The 17,204-nt window shown below is 63.9% G+C and carries 15 protein-coding genes; 4 read left to right on the top strand and 11 right to left on the bottom strand.

From position 1 onward, the window contains the following. Positions 1 to 73 precede the first annotated feature (73 nt). The 10 genes from FJW08_RS20355 to FJW08_RS20310 form a co-directional block, all read right to left on the bottom strand. Positions 74 to 1,471: an NAD(P)(+) transhydrogenase (Re/Si-specific) subunit beta gene (locus FJW08_RS20355; protein WP_140812028.1), complete on the bottom strand. Its 1,398-nt coding sequence runs from the start codon at positions 1,469 to 1,471 to the stop codon at positions 74 to 76. 6 nt (positions 1,472 to 1,477) lie between these two features. Further along, positions 1,478 to 1,903, bottom strand: coding sequence for an NAD(P) transhydrogenase subunit alpha (locus FJW08_RS20350; protein WP_181182983.1), 426 nt, complete (start codon positions 1,901 to 1,903; stop codon positions 1,478 to 1,480). Then, positions 1,900 to 3,174, bottom strand: coding sequence for a Re/Si-specific NAD(P)(+) transhydrogenase subunit alpha (locus tag FJW08_RS20345; protein WP_140812026.1), 1,275 nt, complete (start codon positions 3,172 to 3,174; stop codon positions 1,900 to 1,902). Before FJW08_RS20345 ends, FJW08_RS20350 begins: the two co-directional genes overlap by 4 nt. A gap of 88 nt (positions 3,175 to 3,262) precedes the next feature. Next, positions 3,263 to 3,487, bottom strand: a complete 225-nt coding sequence (locus FJW08_RS20340) for an aa3-type cytochrome c oxidase subunit IV (RefSeq protein WP_140812025.1) — start codon at positions 3,485 to 3,487, stop codon at positions 3,263 to 3,265. 163 nt (positions 3,488 to 3,650) lie between these two features. Next, positions 3,651 to 3,800 carry a DUF3096 domain-containing protein gene (locus FJW08_RS20335; RefSeq protein WP_140757087.1) on the bottom strand — a complete coding sequence of 50 codons (150 nt, stop codon included), beginning with the start codon at positions 3,798 to 3,800 and terminating at the stop codon, positions 3,651 to 3,653. 145 nt (positions 3,801 to 3,945) lie between these two features. Further along, entirely contained in the window at positions 3,946 to 4,761 is an 816-nt protein-coding gene (locus FJW08_RS20330) for an acyl-homoserine-lactone synthase (RefSeq protein ID WP_246682451.1), read from the bottom strand. A gap of 256 nt (positions 4,762 to 5,017) precedes the next feature. After that, the gene (locus FJW08_RS20325; RefSeq protein WP_140757091.1) at positions 5,018 to 7,333 is read right to left on the bottom strand and encodes an EAL domain-containing protein; all 2,316 of its coding nucleotides are present in this window, start codon (positions 7,331 to 7,333) and stop codon (positions 5,018 to 5,020) included. A gap of 137 nt (positions 7,334 to 7,470) precedes the next feature. Continuing rightward, positions 7,471 to 10,965, bottom strand: coding sequence for an indolepyruvate ferredoxin oxidoreductase family protein (locus FJW08_RS20320; protein WP_140812024.1), 3,495 nt, complete (start codon positions 10,963 to 10,965; stop codon positions 7,471 to 7,473). 207 nt (positions 10,966 to 11,172) lie between these two features. Next, positions 11,173 to 11,718 (bottom strand): hypothetical protein, encoded by a 546-nt coding sequence (locus FJW08_RS20315; RefSeq protein ID WP_140812023.1) that lies wholly within the window; start codon positions 11,716 to 11,718, stop codon positions 11,173 to 11,175. Then, positions 11,699 to 12,307: a CGNR zinc finger domain-containing protein gene (locus FJW08_RS20310; protein WP_140812022.1), complete on the bottom strand. Its 609-nt coding sequence runs from the start codon at positions 12,305 to 12,307 to the stop codon at positions 11,699 to 11,701. The genes FJW08_RS20315 and FJW08_RS20310 overlap by 20 nt, the downstream gene beginning before the upstream one ends. A gap of 142 nt (positions 12,308 to 12,449) precedes the next feature. Between FJW08_RS20310 and FJW08_RS20305 the strand changes: the two genes are divergently transcribed. From FJW08_RS20305 to FJW08_RS20290, 4 genes are all read left to right on the top strand, one after another. Then, positions 12,450 to 13,355 (top strand): branched-chain amino acid ABC transporter permease, encoded by a 906-nt coding sequence (locus FJW08_RS20305; protein WP_140812104.1) that lies wholly within the window; start codon positions 12,450 to 12,452, stop codon positions 13,353 to 13,355. A gap of 181 nt (positions 13,356 to 13,536) precedes the next feature. After that, complete coding sequence (locus tag FJW08_RS20300) at positions 13,537 to 14,142, top strand: TRAP transporter small permease subunit (RefSeq protein WP_140812021.1); 606 nt, start codon at positions 13,537 to 13,539, stop codon at positions 14,140 to 14,142. Next, positions 14,142 to 15,929 (top strand): TRAP transporter large permease subunit, encoded by a 1,788-nt coding sequence (locus tag FJW08_RS20295; protein WP_140812103.1) that lies wholly within the window; start codon positions 14,142 to 14,144, stop codon positions 15,927 to 15,929. Before FJW08_RS20300 ends, FJW08_RS20295 begins: the two co-directional genes overlap by 1 nt. Before the next feature lie 19 nt (positions 15,930 to 15,948). Further along, on the top strand, positions 15,949 to 16,971 hold the full coding sequence (locus FJW08_RS20290) for a zinc-dependent alcohol dehydrogenase family protein (RefSeq protein ID WP_140812020.1): 1,023 nt from the start codon (positions 15,949 to 15,951) through the stop codon (positions 16,969 to 16,971). Here the strand turns inward: FJW08_RS20290 and FJW08_RS32695 are convergent. Next, positions 16,946 to 17,204: hypothetical protein (locus FJW08_RS32695; protein WP_210241201.1), on the bottom strand; the 259-nt coding region annotated here is incomplete at its 5' end. The two genes, FJW08_RS20290 and FJW08_RS32695, sit on opposite strands and share 26 nt — an antisense overlap.

Here is a 17,204-nt window from a genome sequence, read left to right as displayed (position 1 = left end):
AGGCAGCATCACGCCAGAATCATAGAGCCCGGCATCGACCGGGCTCCATGATTCAACGGCCAGATCGGCCGGATCAGTGGTCCATCGCCTTGACGATTTCTTCGGTCATCTTCTTGGCGTCGCCGAGCAGCATCATGGTGCCGTCCTTGTAGAACAGCGTGTTGTCGATGCCGGCATAGCCGGAGCCGAGCGAGCGCTTGACGAACAGGCAGGTGCGCGCCTTGTCGACGTCGAGGATCGGCATACCGTAGATCGGACTGCTCTTGTCATCACGCGCGGACGGGTTGGTGACGTCGTTGGCGCCGATGACATAGGCGACGTCGGCCTGTGCAAACTCCGAGTTGATGTCCTCGAGCTCGAACACCTCGTCGTAAGGCACGTTGGCTTCGGCGAGCAGCACGTTCATGTGGCCAGGCATGCGGCCGGCGACCGGGTGGATGGCGTATTTGACGTCGACGCCATTGGCCTTGAGCTTGTCGGCCATTTCGCGCAACGCGTGCTGCGCCTGGGCGACCGCCATGCCGTAACCCGGCACGATGATGACCTTCTGCGCGTTCATCATCAGGTAGGCGGCGTCATCGGCCGAGCCCTGCTTGACGGTGCGCTCGATGCCATCATCGACTGCTGCCGCCGTTTCGCCGCCGAAGCCGCCGAGGATGACCGAGATGAAGCTTCGGTTCATGCCCTTGCACATGATGTAGGACAGGATCGCGCCCGACGAGCCGACCAGCGCGCCGGTGATGATCAGCGCCAGGTTGCCGAGCGTGAAGCCGAGTGCGGCCGCTGCCCAGCCCGAGTAAGAATTCAGCATCGAGACGACGACCGGCATGTCGGCGCCGCCGATCGGGATGATCAAGAGGATGCCGAGCACCAGTGAGGCGGCGACGATCAGCCAGAACACCAGCTTGGCCTCGGTGGTGATCAAAAGCACGATCAGCACGATCAGGGCGATACCCAGCGCTGCGTTGATGAAATGGCGGCCGCCGATCATGATCGGCTTGCCGGACATGCGGCCGTCGAGCTTCAGGAAGGCGATGACCGAGCCGGTGAAGGTGATGGCGCCGATGGCGACGCCCAGGCTCATCTCGATCAGGGCCTGGGCGTGGATGTCGCCCGCCGTGCCGATGCCGAAGCTCTCCGGCGCATAGATGGCCGCGGCCGCCACCATGACGGCGGCAAGGCCGACCAGGCTGTGGAACGCGGCGACCAGTTGCGGCATCGAGGTCATGGCGATGCGCCGCGCGGTAACGGCGCCGACGCCGCCGCCGATGGCGAGGCCAAGCACGATCAGGCCGAAGCGGCCAGCGGACGGGGTTGCCAGCGCCAACGTGGTGGCAATGGCGATGCCCATGCCGATCATGCCGTAGAGATTGCCCTGGCGGCTGGTCGTCGGGTGCGACAAGCCGCGCAGCGCCATGATGAACAGGACGCCGGAAACCAGATAGAGGAAGGACGCGAAGTTGGCGTTCATGGCGCTCTACTTGTCCTTCTTCTTGTACATCGCCAGCATGCGCTGGGTGACGAGGAAGCCGCCGAAGATGTTGACCGAGACCAGCATCAGCGCGACGAAGCCGAAGCCGGCGGCGACGCCGGAAGCCGCGATGCCGACGGCGAGCAGCGCGCCGACGACGATAACCGAGGAAATGGCGTTGGTGACCGCCATAAGCGGCGTATGCAGTGCGGGGGTCACCGACCAGACGACGTAGTAGCCGACGAAGATCGCCAGAATGAAGATGGCGAAACGGAAGACGAAGGGGTCAATGGCACCGCCTGACAGCGCGTGCGCGGCGTTACCGGCGGCCTCAGTGCCCGGGGCATTGGCCAGGTTCTGAACCGCGAGCCTGACGGCGGCACTCGCCTGGTCGAGCTGGTCCAGGGCTTTCTGCAAGGTCTGGTCCATCACGCGGTCCCTTTCGGCTTCGGCGAGGGTGACTTGGATGCGGCGGTCTTCCGGGGCGCGGACTTCTTCGGCGCAGCCGAAGCATCGGTGACCATGGTCGTGGCCGGGATCGCGGGCGGCTCGATATAAGGCTGCTGGTCGGCCTTGGCGAAGGCCGGATGAACGACCTTGCCGCCGTCGGTCAGCATCGTCGCCTTGACCAGGTCGTCATCACGGTTGATGGCCAGCGTCTTGGTGGTCTTGTCGACCAGCGTCTCGAGGAAGGCGAACAGGTTCCGGGCATAGAGCAGCGAGGCCGATGCCGCGATGCGGCCTGGCACGTTGAGATGGCCGACGATCTTCACATTGTTGGCGGTGGTGACGATCTTGCCGACCTCGGCGCCCTCGACATTGCCGCCACGCTCGACGGCCAGATCGACGATCACAGAGCCCGGCTTCATCGAGGCAACCATGGCCGCCGAGACAAGCTTCGGCGCCGGCCGGCCGGGGATCAGCGCCGTGGTGATGACGATGTCCTGCTTGGCGATGTGCTCGGCGGTGAGCGCCGCCTGCTTGGCCTGGTATTCCTTCGACATTTCCTTGGCGTAGCCGCCGGCGGTCTCGGCGGCCTTGAACTCCTCGTCCTCGACGGCGAGGAACTTCGCGCCAAGCGAGGCGACCTGTTCCTTGGCGGCGGGGCGAACATCGGTGGCGGTGACCACCGCGCCGAGGCGGCGCGCAGTGGCGATCGCCTGCAGGCCGGCGACGCCGACACCCATGATGAAGACCTTCGCCGCCGGCACAGTGCCCGCGGCCGTCATCATCATCGGCAGCGCCCGGTCATATTCGGCGGCGCCGTCGATCACCGCCTGGTAGCCGGCAAGATTGGCCTGGCTGGACAGCACGTCCATCGATTGCGCGCGGGTGATGCGCGGCATGAACTCCATCGAGAACGCGGTGACGCCGGCTTTGGCAAGGGCAGCGACTTCAGCATCGTTGCCGTAGGGGTCCATGATGGCGATCACCGCAGCACCGGCTTTGTAGCCCTTCAGCTCGGCGTCCGTCGGCCGGCGGACCTTCAGCACGACATCGGCCTTGCCGGCATCCGAGGCCTTGCCGATGGCAGCGCCTGCCTTGGCAAACTCCTCGTCGGGGATACGCGAGCGGGTGCCGGCACCGGCTTCGACGATCACGTCGAAACCCAGGCCCGCCAGCCGCTTCACCGTATCGGGCGATGCCGCGACACGCGGCTCGTTCGCGTCGAGCTCACGAGGGATGAAAACCGTCTGTCCCACCGCATGATCCTTTCGGCTGGAACCTGTCTGCGCGAAGGTGTCGACCGGGATATCCGGCTACGTCAACCGCAAGAGGGCTTTGGAAGGTCTATCGCAGAATGAAGGCGCCGACGGCCATGATCAGAACGAACAGGATCAGCGCAGAGAAGAAGCCGCCCGCGAAGAAGCCGAAAGCCATCGCCAGAAGGAGCGCGCCGCAGAAGAGCGAACCGTATTTGGCCAGGGCCAGGAAGCCCGCATAGGTGCGGTCATGCTCGGCATAGTCCATCTTCGCGCCCAGTTCTACAGGACCGCTCGGCGTGTGCTCAGCCATAGGAATACCCCTTCGAAGACATCTTTCAGGCACATAGCGAAAAGCCGGCCGGAGAGCAATGGCGCTATTGCCGCATCGCAGCCGACAACTGCCTCAAGGGAAAATTGAAACTGGCAGCCGATGCGGGCAATCCGCGGTTTTGCGGCACGCTTGCCCGGCTGTCTCAGCTGGCCAGATGCGGGAACAAGCCCAGCAGTCCAACGACAATCAGATAGAGCGCGACGATGTAGTTCAACAGCCGCGGCATGATCAGAATCAGCACGCCGGCGATCAGCGAGATCAGCGGCGTGAGCGCGAGCGAGTGGATGGTCATGACCGTATTCCTTCCCACGAACAATGCGACATGAGCCCGGGGCGAAACGCCCGTTGGGCAGAATTGCGGCGATACTCGATGGCGATGCCGCTACTCATAACGGCGAATCCGCGGGAAAGGTTCATGATGCCAGGAAGGCACCCGTTCAGGCAGCGTCGCGATAGTATTTCGCCGTCGGTACGATGGACAGCGGCGTCAGCCGGTTGATGGCCGGATTGGCGAACATCATCCGCTGCTCCACCGCCGTCGACTTAAAGAACGGGAACCGTTCGAGTGTCTGGCGCAAGTTTTCGCCGCAGGGGATTTCGAACAGAGCGATCGGCGCAAGAACACCCGGGAACACCTTGCCCTCTGTCCTCTGAATGGCATGGAAGATGCGAGCATAGTAAGCGGAATGCTCGATCTTGATCGGCGTAAGCACTGCCGTGAGGTTAAAGTAACTTGCGGCCACCATGCCTAGTCTGAGCGTCAGAAAAGGCAGGACTCCGGGCGCGGGCGCACTGTCGGCATCGGTTGCGAAGCGAGTCCCGTCGATGAACGTCTCTCCGCGGGCAAGCCGCTCGGCCAATATTTCCGGATAGGCGTCGACGGACGGCGAATGAGGGTGCTCTCGGGAAAGGTAGTGGAGCCGTAGTGTGCTGACCAGGTGCCCATCGAAGTAGACGCCGAACCGATAGGAATTCGGCAGATTGTCCCAGCGATCCTCGAACATCCCGCTGGCGATCGGGCCGCACATGCCCGATTGCAGGTAGGATTGATAGCGAAGGCGGTAGATCGCCTCCAGATCCTCGCCTCCAGTGATGAGACGATAGTCGACATGCTCCAGCAATTGCATGATCGAATGGTTCAGCGCCGACCCAGCATTTGCGCCGGCGCCAGCCCGCGCATCGTTTCTCGCAGCATCCATTCTCAAGTCCTCGTATCCGCCTCTGAACAGGCTATTCGAGTTGAAATGAGACACAAGCCGAAAATTCGACCCTGCCGATTTACCACTTGTTAACCTTAACAACCGGAGATTCTGGCGGCAGAGTGGTGCTAGCTAAAGGAGCAGTTTTGGCGTCCATATCCAAGTCCGCGTGAAAGCTACTGAGCGCTTTGCTTGGATTTGTTCCAAGTCGCTACCAAATGTGCTCAAATATGCTGGTTCGTACGAGCCCGCCGCACGATCCAAGCAACGCACATTATTGACTCCGATGGGCGGGAATTTGCGGCGAAAGCTAGCCGGCTGTGCGCTTGGTGACGACACGCAGATCCGCGGCAAATGGCCAGGTGACGTTCGACATCGTCTCGATACCCGACGCGCTGAGCGCTGCGCCGAACAGGAAGCCTTGGACAAGATCCGGCTTCACCGACTGCATGAGGATCTTGAGCTGCTCGAACGTCTCCACGCCTTCGATGGTGACGGTGAGTCCAAGGATGCGGGTCAGGTCGACGACGCCCTTCAACAGCTCGAGCGAACGCGGATTCTGGGTGACGTCGATCACGAACGACCGGTCGATCTTGATCTTGTCGAGGGGCAGCTTGTGGAGATAGCTCAGGCTTGAATAGCCGGTGCCGAAATCGTCGAGGGCGATGCGAACGCCAAGCTGCTTCAGCTCCTCGATATATTGGCGCGTCAAGGATTTGTCGTCGAGCAGCGCGGTTTCGGTGACTTCGATCTCGAGGCGGTCGGCGGCGAGGCCGGAGTTCGCCAACGCATCGCGGACCTTCTGGATGACGTCGCGGTTGCGGAAATCCCTGGCCGAAAGGTTGACCGAGACGCTGGTCTGGTCAGGCCATTTGGCGCATTCGGTGCAAGCCGCATGGAGCACGAAGGTGCTGATCTCGGAGATGATTCCCATCTCCTCGGCCAGCGGAATGAAGATGCCGGGCGAGATCGGCCCAATATCGGGATGGTCCCAGCGGCAAAGCGCCTCGCAGCTGGCGATGCGCATGGTGTTCATCGCCACGATCGGCTGGTAGACGACCCGCAGGCCCTTGCTTTCCACGGCGCTGCGCAGATCCGCCTTCATCAGCTGGCGGTTGCGGAACGCGGCGTCCATCGCCGCCTCGAACAGCCGCCAACCGTTCTTGCCGAGCTCCTTGGCCTTGTAGAGTGCCAGGTCCGCCTTGACGATCATGCCGTCGACATCGCTTTCGCCGACCTTGGACAGCACCGCGCCGGCGCTGGCCTGGATCCGCAACCCATGGCCCGCGACGTCGACCTCTCCCTGCAGCTCGGCGAAAATCCCGTCGAGCAGGCTCGCCAGGTGGCTGTCGTCATCGATGCGATCGAAGAACAGCATGAACTCGTCGCCGCCGAAGCGGCTGACGGTAAGGCCTTGCCCGGCGATGGCCGCCAGCCGCTCGGCCACGGCGTAGATCAGGCCGTCGCCGACAGGATGACCGAGCGTGTCGTTGACGCTCTTGAAATCGTCGAGGTCGATCACCGCGAGGCCGCACAGGCGATCGCGGTCGCCGGAGACCATCAGCTCGCCCACCAGTTCGTGAAAATAGGCGCGGTTGGGAAGGCCGGTGAGATTGTCGTAGCGCGCCATGAACCGGATCTTTTCCTCCGCTTCGACGCGCGCCGTGACATCCTCGAAGGTGATCACGCCGAGTTCCAGGCTGCCTTCGCGCGCGGAGAATTCGTAATGTTGACCGTTGGCGAGCGAGACAAGCACCTTGCGGTCCCTGCCCTCGCGCAGGGCGCGCGTCAGCTGCGCCTCGACGTAGCGGCAGTCCTTCGACGCCAGCATGCCGCCGGCGACGCCGCGCATCAGAAGGCCGTGGATGGAGCGCCCGAGCAGCGCGTCGGCCGATTTCAGCGACATCAGGTGAGCGGCCTCGGCGTTGGCGACCGCGACGCGCCCGTCAGGGCCGAGCATGACTAGGCCGTGCGACATGGTGTTGAGCGCGCGGTCGAACCTGCGCGTTATGCTTTTCGCCTGCTGGTGGCCGATGACCGCGGAAAACAGCACATTGCGAACATGGTCGGCGCTATTGATGGTAATGAACGTCATCGGGAAGATCATCAGACCGAGGACGACAGACGGCGCATCCTGACGCAGCAGGAGCGCAAGTGCCATCGGACCGATGAAGGTTACCGAAAAAATCCGCACCATGCGCGGAGAACCGTAGTTGCGGGCGACAACCGTGACCAGGGTTGCCAACGTCAGCGACATCGCCGCCAGTTCGGCGAATGGGTCGGGATACACATAGATCGACACGAAGCACAGCGCACCCAAACCGAGGCCCTGTAAGCAGCCCTTGAAGATGTAGCTGCGCTCCAATCGGTGTGCGTGTTCGACATCGGCAATCACGCCGCCCGTCTTCAGGAAGCTGCGGATACCGAAATAGCGGAGAAGGCTGATCGGCAGTAGAATAAATGAAAAGGCCAGAAACAACGGATTTTGCGTGCGCAGATAAATCATGAACCCGAGGATCCAGTAGCACGCGCCACCAATCACCAACATGTGCGCGTTGTCGAACAACGACCGCACAAATTGGATATAAACATCCGCGGGGATGCTTTCGGTCTTTGTTTTGCCCATATGGTCGGCCCAACGCTAGGCCTTGTCATGCCACAACCGCCTTAAGAAAGGCTTAGAACAGTGGGTTAAGCAACGGCTTCGGTCCGCCTGCCAAGGCGAGAGGGCCTTACAGCCCGAAAAAGGCTTTGGTGGGGGAATCACTCAGCGGCACTGAGAACCGGTATCGGCATCGTTTGGGTCAGCCGCTGGAGCAGTCTGGAGCGCTCGCCCGCCGCCTTTTCGGCGCTTGCCTGCCGGACATGGCCATAGCCGCGGATCAGCGCCGGGACCGAGACCAGGGCTACCGCGGCCTCGATCTTGCCCGGCGCCAGCGAGCTGGCCACGAGCTGTAGATCGGCTTCGTACTGCGCCAGCAATTGCCGCTCCATGCGCCGCTCGGCGGCGTAGCCGAACAGGTCGAAAGCCGTGCCGCGCAGGCCTTTCATCGCCGCCAGCAGGCGAAAGCCCTTCATCATCCAAGGGCCGAAGCTCGATTTCCTCGGCTTGCCGTCATTGCCGCGGCGCCCCATGATCGGCGGCGCGAGATGGAATTCGAGTTTCTCGTAGCTCTGGAACTGCTTGCCAAGCTCGGCGGCGAAGGAGCCGTCGGTGTAGAGCCGCGCCACCTCGTATTCGTCCTTGATCGCCATCAGCTTGAACAGGCTTTTGGCGGCGGCCCCGGTCACGTCGGTCGAACCCGGCATGGCCTTCGTTTCCGCCGCTCGCAGCGTCGAAATCCTGTCGGCGTAGCGTCTGCCGTAAGCAGCGTTCTGATAGGCGGCGAGGAAGGCGACACGGCGGGCGATGATCTCGTCGAGGGTCTCGGCGACCGGCGCGGCCTGCCCGGCCTTGCCGGCGAAGGCTGGACCCGGCTGGGCGACGAGACCGCGCACGAAATCCGGTTGGTGGGCGGCGCGACGGCCCCAGCGGAAAGCGGCGATGTTCATCGCCACTGCTTCGCCGTTCAATTCGATAGCCTTTTCAACCGCCTCGGCCGAGAGCGGCAGACCACCGTGCTGGAAGGCAAAGCCGAGCATGAACATGTTGGCGCCGAGCGAATTGCCGAACAGCGCGGTGGCGGTGCGGGTGGCGTCGAAGAAATGCGCCTTGTCGTCGCCGGCGGCTGACCGGATCGCCTTCTTCAGGCGTTCGACCGGCAGCGAGAAATCGGCCGATCGGGCAAATTCGCCCGGCATGATCTCGGCGGTGTTGGCGAGGAATATCGTATGACCCTCGCGCACCGCGGTCAGCACCTTCTTGGCGCCTGAGACGACGAGGTCGCAGCCCAGCACGAGGTCGGCTTTCCCCGCTGAGACACGGATGGCATGGATATCGTCCGGCGTGCGGGCGATGCGGACATGGGTGAACACAGAACCGCCCTTCTGGGCGAGGCCGGCCATGTCGATCATGCCGCAGCCCTTGTCCTCCAGATGCGCCGCCATGCCGAGCACGGCGCCGACGGTGACGACGCCGGTGCCGCCGACGCCGTCGATGATCGCCGCCCAGCCCTCGACGCCGAGCGGGAATTCGGCTGGTGTCGGTACGCCTTCGAGCGGGTCGGTCTTGCCGGCCAGGCCTTCGGCCTTGCGGATCTTGGCACCGTGCACCGTGACGAAGGACGGGCAGAAGCCGTTGACGCAGGAGAAATCCTTGTTGCAGCTCGACTGGTCGATCTTGCGCTTGCGGCCGAATTCGGTTTCGACCGGCTGGATCGAGACGCAGTTCGACTGCACGCCGCAATCGCCGCAGCCTTCGCAGACCAGTTCGTTGATGAAGACGCGCTTGTCGGGATCTGGAAAGGTGCCGCGCTTGCGGCGGCGGCGCTTTTCGGCGGCGCAGGTCTGGTCGTAGAGCAGAATCGACACGCCCTTGACGTCGCGCAACTCGCGCTGGACGAGATCGAGGTCGTCGCGGTGATGAATGGTGGCGCCGGCCGGAAACTCGGCCTTCCCAGCATATTTGTCGGGCTCGTCGGTGACGATGGCGATGCGGTCGACGCCCTCCGCCCGTACCTGCCTGGCGATCATGTCCACGGTCAGCCCGCCCTCATGCGGCTGGCCGCCGGTCATGGCGACGGCGTCGTTGTAGAGGATCTTGTAGGTGATGTTGGCTTCGCTCGACAGGGCGAAGCGGATCGCCAGCGTACCGGAATGGTTGTAGGTGCCGTCGCCGAGATTCTGGAAGATGTGGTCGCGCCTGGAGAACGGCGCCTGGCCGACCCATTGCGCGCCCTCGCCGCCCATGGCGGTGAAGCCGAGCGTGTTGCGGTCCATCCACAGCGCCATGAAGTGGCAGCCGATGCCGGCGGCGGCGATCGAGCCGTCCGGCACTTTGGTCGAGGAATTGTGCGGACAACCCGAGCAGAAGAAGGGCGTGCGCGAACCGATGTCGGTGGCGTCCGCCAGCATCGCCTGGAACTGGCGCAGCTTCGCCACCCTTGCCGAAATCTCTTCGGACGGGCCGATGGTCTTCACGATCCTCTCGCCGAGAGCAATGGCGATCTCGTTGGGGTCCAGCGCGCCCTTGGCCGGGAACAGCCAGTCGCCGCGCTCATCCTTCTTGCCGACGATGACCGGCTGCGAAGCGGTGCCATAAAGGCTCTCGCGCAACTGCACCTCGATCAGCGATCGTTTCTCCTCGACCACGACGATGGTGTCGAGACCACGCGCGAACTCGGCGATGTGCAGCAGGTCGAGCGGCCAGGGGCAGCCGACCTTGAACAGCCGCACGCCGATGCGGCTGGCTCCCGCCTCGTCGACGCCGATATCCTCCAGCGCCTGGCGGACGTCGAGATAGCTCTTGCCCAGGGTGATGATGCCGAGCTTCGGATTGCGGCCGCCCGAATAGACGATCCTGTTCAGCCCATTGGCATGGATGAAGGCGGAGGCCGCGGCACGCTTGTGCTCATGCAGCCGCTCTTCCTGGCCGAGCATGTCGATCTCGTGGCGGATGTTGAGGCCGCCCGGCGGCATGTCGAAATCCGGCACGACAATGTTCAACCGTTCGAGCGAGGCATCGACCGAGGCTGTCGATTCGATGTTGTCCTTGACGCACTTGATCGCCGCCCAGGTGCCGGCGAAGCGCGACATGGCAAAGCCATACAGGCCGTAGTCGATGATCTCCTGGACGCCGGCCGGGTTGAGGATCGGCACCATGGTGTCGACGAAGAGGAATTCGGTGGCGTGCGCGTTGGTCGAGGATTCGGCCATGTGGTCGTCGCCCATGAGCGCAAGGACGCCGCCATGTCTGGACGAGCCGGCGAGATTGGCGTGGCGGAACACATCACCTGAACGATCGACGCCAGGCCCCTTGCCGTACCACACCGAAAAAACACCGTCATGGGTGCCCTCGCCCAGCAGTTCCGTCTGCTGCGAGCCCCAGCAGGCGGTGGCGGCAAGCTCTTCGTTGAGGCCGGGCTGGAAGACGATATCAGCCCCAGCGAGCTGCTTCTTCGCCTTCCACAGCTGCATGTCGAGGCCGCCGAGCGGCGAGCCGCGATAGCCGGAGACGAAGCCTGCCGTGTTCAGGCCAGCGCGGCGGTCGCGCTCGCGCTGCATCAGGAGCATGCGGATGACCGCCTGCGCGCCGGACAGGAAGATGCGCTCCTTCCCAAGATCGAACTTGTCGTCGAGCGCGACATCATGCAGCGTCATCAGGCATTTCCTCTGCGAAGGCCGCGCGGAACAGCAGCCAACGTCGGGATCGGATGACGCATCCTTTCTTCCCTTGCAAGACAGGTCAAACAAAATCGAAAGGACCAGCCAACGCGCAACAAACAGTCCGTCGGGCGCTGGACGGCGCATGAAACCGTGCGCCGAGAGCGCGACGGCGCACGAAAATTCCAGTCGAAATCGATGCCGTCAGCCGGCTTTCGAGCAGTCCGGCTTCGGCTCGCCCGGCAGCTTGCCGTCGGGATGGCCGGCGAGGTCGGGATTGGCCGTGTAGAGCTGGTCGATGACCAGCGGCCGGTCGGGCAGGATGGACTGATCTTCCGTCGACATCAGGGTGGTGTCGATGGTCTGCAGGACCGCGCCGTCGGCGCCCTTGATGCTGATGGCGATGGCATAGGGTTTGTTCTTGACGACGCAGGTCAGCGCCGGGCTTTCCAGGCTCACCTTGTCGAGCTTCGGCCAGACCTTCTGCTCGACCACGAATGGATCACCACCGGCGGGGTTCTGGAAGCTGGCAACCGCCACCTGACCCTCGCCCATCGGCCGCAAGGGCCGCAGCGTTACGACATAGGTCGCCCGGGCCAGACGGTAGTTGAAGACGAATATCTTGCCGGAGACCTCGAACAGCTTGCCTTCGCCGCCGGTATCGCGACAGGCGCCGAGTGCCATCGCCGCAACCAGCGCCGCGCCAACAACGATCGAGCGGAAGAGAGTTCTAGGCATTCCTGACCTCATTGACCGCCCTGCGGCGGCGATAGTGACGGCTTGCCTTCTGCCTGTTGCCGCACACCGCCATGTCGCACCAAAGGCGGCTCGAATTGCGGCTTCTGTCCACAAACAGCCAGGTGCAGTTGGGACAGATCCTGAGCCTCGCGACCGTGTCGCCGCGCAGCAGTGAGAGGGCTGAAACCGCCAGCGCCGCCTCGAAGGCGATCGGTGTGTCCGGATCGCCGAACGGCCGCCCCGGCGTCCCGATCTCGGTCCGGCCGGCGGCCAGGCCGTCGGCGCAGGCCCGCAGGAATTCGGGCAGGGCGGCGGTGGCGACAGCGCCCTTCGACACCGCGCCTCGGAACAGCCGGTCGGTCGTCTCGCGGATCGACAGCACGACGGGCGCGATTGCGGCCGGCGAGGACACCGCCAGCCGCCTGTCGCCAAGCTCGGCGGCGCGAAAGCTGCTGGCCGCGTCGGCGAAGCGGGCGATCTCGGCCGGATCGTCGAAGCGGTCGAACGTGCGCTCCGGATCGCCGCGCAGCACGACGGTGTTCGCCGTGTCGAGCGCGAGCAGGCCGCCGGTGAAGCGGTGTGGGGTCCAGGCAACTGTCATTCCTGAAAATCTAACCGATAAATCGCATTTGACAAGTTAGATTCGGCGATGCAAACCTCGGAAGCGCACGATACGGTCGCCTTTGTCCGATCCGCTTCCTATCCGATCGCTCCTGGGCGGGATGCTTCTGGTGTTGTCGAGCATGCTTTACTTCTTCCAGCAGGTGCTGAACGGGCTGCATTCGGGCGCGCTCTATGCGCTGCTCGCCTTCGGCTACGTGCTGACCAACGGCATCCTGCACCGCACCAACCTCGCCTATGGCGCGCTGTTTGCCTTCTGCGGCCAGGCAATGATCCTGAGCGTCGCCTTCGGCTATCAGGTGCTGTGGCTGACGCTGTTGGCTTCGGTGCTGTTCGGCGTCGTCGCGGCGTTCCTCTATGCCGCGCTCATCAGCCATGTCCTGTCGCGCAGCGTCTTCGAGCCGCTGGCCGACCGCTCGCCCAATGCCATCGTGGTGACGACGCTCGGCATCCTGCTCGTCCTGTCGGAAGCAAGCCGCATCGCGGCCGAGACGCATGATCTGTGGCTGCCGCCAATGCTGGCCGAGCCCATCGTCTTCGCCGAAGGCTCCGGCTTCAAGGCGACGCTGACGCTGATCCAGGTGCTCGACTGCGCCGTGGTCGTGGCGGCGGTCGCACTCGCTACGTGGGTGTTTGCCCGCTCAAACTTCGGCCGGTGCTGGCGCGCCGTCTCCGACGACCCCAGGGCGGCCGCCCTGTGCGGCGTCGATGTGCGTGGCGTGTTCCGGCGTGCCGTGCTGCTCGGCGGCTCCTGCGCCGCGCTGGCTGGGGTCATGGCCAGCCTCTATTACGGCAATGTCAGCTTCGGTTCCGGCCTTGTCTATGGCCTGAAGATCCTGTTCGTGACGGCTGTCGGCGGCTATCTCTCGCCATCACGGGCCGCGTTGGGCGCGGCCGCTTTCGGCATGGCCGAATCACTGTGGGCCGGCTATTTCCCGGTCGAATGGCGCGATGCGTGGATGTATCTGTTCCTGGTGGCCATGCTGATCCTGATCGGCGCCGGCCGCGACACCGGCAAGGCCGTCTGAACCCGTCAGACTTTGGTTGCATGACCTTTCGTCAGGCTGCGGTTTTCCACCGTGCCGCAAGGGCCGATGGCCTGCATTCTTCCTCCTCGTGTTGACCAACCGGACCACGCACTGCATACGGTTGGGCCAGGCGGCGCGACGAAAAAGGGGGATCGCGCGTCACCGCATCAGGGAGGAATGCATGGCAGGGCTTCTCGCTCTATCCAGGGCCATTGATCGCGCCAACGAATTCATCGGCAAATCGGTATCCTGGCTGATCCTGCTGGCGATCCTGGTGAGCGCGGCCAACGCGGTCATCCGAAAGGCGTTCGACACGTCGTCCAACGCGTGGCTGGAGCTGCAATGGTACCTGTTCGGCGGCGCCTTCATGCTGGCCGCCGCCTACACGCTGAAGCAGAACGAGCATATCCGCATCGATATCGTCTACGGCCTGTTTTCACGCCGCGTGCAGCACTGGATCGATCTCTTCGGCCACGTCTTCTTCCTGATGCCGTTCGTGACGCTGATGGTGTTCTATTTCGTGCCCTATGTGTCGCTTTCCTTCCACAGCGGTGAAATGTCGACCAACGCCGGCGGCTTGATCGTGTGGCCGGCCAAGGCCATCCTGCTGGTCGGCTTTTTCCTGCTCGCGCTGCAAGGGATTTCCGAGATCATCAAGAAGATCGCCATCATGCGCGGCATCATGGAGGATCCGAACCCGTTCATTTCCGTGCACGAACAGGCCGAACTCGAAGCCAAGGCGCTCGCTGAAGAAGCCAAGGCGCTCGCTGAAGAGGTGCGTTCGTGATGGAGTTCATCGCCCAGAACATGGCGCCGATCATGTTCGCCTCGCTGATCCTGTTCATGCTGATCGGCTATCCCGTCGCCTTTTCGCTCGCCGCCAACGGCCTGATGTTCTTCTTCATCGGCGTGCTCTTGACGCCCTATTCGGGCGGCGCGATCAATCTCGCCTGGCCGCTGCTCTATGCGCTGCCGGACAATTTCTACGGCAGCCGGGTGATGTCGAACGACACGCTGCTGGCCATCCCATTCTTCACCTTCATGGGCATCGTGCTCGAGCGATCGGGCATGGCCGAGGACCTGCTCGACACGATCGGCCAGTTGTTCGGACCGATCCGCGGCGGCCTCGCCTATGCCGTGATCTTCGTCGGCGCGTTGCTGGCGGCGACCACCGGCGTGGTGGCGGCGTCCGTCATCGCCATGGGCCTGATCTCGCTGCCGATCATGCTGCGCTATGGCTATGACCGCCGGGTGGCATCGGGCGTCATCGCGGCGTCGGGCACGCTTGCCCAGATCATCCCGCCGTCGCTGGTGCTGATCGTTCTCGCCGACCAGCTCGGCCGCTCGGTGGGCGACATGTATGCTGGCGCCCTGATCCCCGGCCTGGTGCTGACAGGCCTATACACGCTCTACATCGTGATCATGTCGATCGTCCGGCCAAAGTCGATGCCGGCCCTGCCGCTCGAGGCGCGGACGCTCGGCCACGGCGTGGTGTCCCTGCTGATCGCATTGGTAGCGTCCGTGGCGATCGCCTACGCTGCCTACCGTTACCTGGTGCCCGCTCATGGCGACAATGCCGACATTCTCGGCGCGGCCGTCGGCGTTGTTTTCATCTACGTCGTCGCGATCCTCGACCGCGGTCTGAAAATCAACATGATGTCGCGGCTGGCGCAGCAGGTCGTGATCGTGCTGATCCCGCCGCTGGCCCTGATCTTCCTGGTGCTCGGCACCATCTTTCTCGGCATCGCCACGCCAACCGAGGGCGGCGCCATGGGCGCGGTCGGCGCGCTGGCGATGGCGGCGATGAAGGGCCGGCTGTCGATGGACGTGATCAAGCAGGCGCTGGCCTCGACGACGCGGCTGTCATCCTTCGTGCTGTTCATCCTGATCGGCGCTCGGGTGTTCTCGCTGACCTTCTACGGCGTCAACGGCCAGATCTGGGTCGAGCATCTCTTGACCTCGCTGCCGGGCGGCGAAGTCGGCTTCCTGATCGGCGTCAACTTGCTCGTCTTCTTCCTCGCCTTTTTCCTCGATTTCTTCGAACTGGCCTTCATCATCGTGCCGCTGCTGGCGCCGGCCGCCGACAAGCTCGGCATCGACCTGATCTGGTTCGGCGTGCTTCTGGGCGTCAACATGCAGACCAGCTTCATGCATCCGCCGTTCGGTTTCGCGTTGTTCTACCTGCGCTCGGTCGCCTCGCGCGTGCCCTACCTCGACCGCCTGACCGGCAAGCAGATCGCGCCGGTGACGACGGGCCAGATCTATTGGGGCGCGGTGCCGTTCGTCTGCATCCAGGTGATCATGATCGCCCTGACCATCGCCTTCCCGCAAATGGTGATGCGCTACAAGGGCGCGGTCGTCGATTCCGGCACGATCGACTACAAGGTGCCGGAAATGCCCAGCCTGTCGCCGCTTGGCACGCCGGAAGGCGGCGGCGCGCCTGCCAATGGCGGTGGCGCGCCGGCGGCGCCCGGCACGCCCGACCTGTCGCAACCGCCGAATTTCGGCGATGCGCCGCCGGCCAAACCGGCGGCACCGGCGCCGGACCTGTCGCAGCCGCCGAATTTCAACTGAGGTCGGAGGGGAAGACGCCATGAAAGCCGTCCGGCTGGAGAAAGTGGGCAGCATCGCGCTGCGCGAGGTTGCCAAGCCTGTTCCCGGCCCGGACGAGCTCCTGGTGCGGATCGAGGCCTGCGGTGTCTGCGGTACCGACCGGCATCTTTTCCACGGCGAGTTCCCCTGCAGGCCGCCAGTGACGCCCGGGCACGAATTCTCCGGCATCGTCGAGGCAATCGGCACCGCCGTCTCCGGCTTTGCCGTCGGCGACCGGGTCACTGGCGATCCCAACATCGCCTGCGGACGCTGCGGCCATTGCCATGCCGGCCGCGTCAATCTGTGCAGCAATCTCACCGCCATCGGCATCCACCGCGACGGCGGCTTTGCCGACTATCTGGTGATGCCGCAGAAACAGGCTTTTGTCCTTCCCGCGGATCTGAAACCGACGCATGGCGCTTTCTGCGAGCCGCTCGGCTGCTGCCTGCACGGCGTCGACCTTGCCGGGATCAAGCCAGGCAGTTCGGTGGTCGTGCTCGGCGGCGGCGTCATCGGCCTGCTCACCGTTCAACTGGCGCGGCTTGCCGGGGCCACCACCATCATCCTGTCGACAAGGCAAGCCTCGCGACGCGCGCTTGCCAGGGAACTCGGCGCGACGGCGACGGTCGATCCCACAGCCGCCGATGTGATCGATGCGATCGCCGGTCCGGCCGGCCTGGCGCCCGGTGGCGCCGACGTGGTGTTCGAATGCGCCGGTGTGCGTGAGACCGTCGAGCAGTCGATGCGGCTGGCAAGGGCCGGCGGCATCGTCGTCATCGTCGGCGTGACGCCGCAAGGCATGAAGGCGGAATTCGAGCCCTTCGACTTGTTGTTCCGGGAGCTGAAAGTGCTGGGCTCGTTCCTCAACCCCTACACACACCGCCGCGCCGCCGCGCTCATCGCGTCCGGCGCGATCGAGATCGATCGGCTGATCTCCAGGCAAGTGTCGCTGGAAGAGGCGCCTGGCGTGATCGCCAATCCGCCGGCGCCGGGCGAGGTCAAGGTGGTGGTGGTGCCGGAGTGAAGGTAGGCGGTTGGTCTTCGAAACCGTGCGTATGTTGGCGCCGCCCCTCACCTGCCCTGCCGGCATCCTCTCCCCGTATAGTGACGGGGAGAGGGGCGCTGTCATCGACGGTTTCGCCAATCGCTTTCTTTGCAAGAAAGGCATCGGCGTTGCGGCCAGTGTCCAGCGGATAGATGGGTAACAGAATGAACCGGATACATAGGTAACAGTTTTCTCCCCCTAAGATGCGGTTG

It is taken from the genome of Mesorhizobium sp. B3-2-1, from assembly GCF_006439515.1.
Taxonomy (GTDB): domain Bacteria; phylum Pseudomonadota; class Alphaproteobacteria; order Rhizobiales; family Rhizobiaceae; genus Mesorhizobium.
This window is presented reverse-complemented; position numbering and strand designations above follow the sequence as displayed.

Excerpts from the sequence above, each read along its gene's own strand:
- FJW08_RS20310 (WP_140812022.1), bottom strand. The coding sequence starts at position 12,307 with ATGACAGTTGCCTGGACCCCACACCGCTTCACCGGCGGCCTGCTCGCG.
- FJW08_RS20295 (WP_140812103.1), top strand. The coding sequence starts at position 14,142 with ATGGAGTTCATCGCCCAGAACATGGCGCCGATCATGTTCGCCTCGCTG.
- FJW08_RS20305 (WP_140812104.1), top strand. The coding sequence starts at position 12,450 with ATGCTTTACTTCTTCCAGCAGGTGCTGAACGGGCTGCATTCGGGCGCG.
- FJW08_RS20315 (WP_140812023.1), bottom strand. The coding sequence starts at position 11,718 with ATGAGGTCAGGAATGCCTAGAACTCTCTTCCGCTCGATCGTTGTTGGC.
- FJW08_RS20300 (WP_140812021.1), top strand. The coding sequence starts at position 13,537 with ATGGCAGGGCTTCTCGCTCTATCCAGGGCCATTGATCGCGCCAACGAA.
- FJW08_RS20355 (WP_140812028.1), bottom strand. The coding sequence starts at position 1,471 with ATGAACGCCAACTTCGCGTCCTTCCTCTATCTGGTTTCCGGCGTCCTG.
- FJW08_RS20290 (WP_140812020.1), top strand. The coding sequence starts at position 15,949 with ATGAAAGCCGTCCGGCTGGAGAAAGTGGGCAGCATCGCGCTGCGCGAG.
- FJW08_RS20335 (WP_140757087.1), bottom strand. The coding sequence starts at position 3,800 with ATGACCATCCACTCGCTCGCGCTCACGCCGCTGATCTCGCTGATCGCC.
- FJW08_RS20340 (WP_140812025.1), bottom strand. The coding sequence starts at position 3,487 with ATGGCTGAGCACACGCCGAGCGGTCCTGTAGAACTGGGCGCGAAGATG.
- FJW08_RS20325 (WP_140757091.1), bottom strand. The coding sequence starts at position 7,333 with ATGGGCAAAACAAAGACCGAAAGCATCCCCGCGGATGTTTATATCCAA.
- FJW08_RS20320 (WP_140812024.1), bottom strand. The coding sequence starts at position 10,965 with ATGACGCTGCATGATGTCGCGCTCGACGACAAGTTCGATCTTGGGAAG.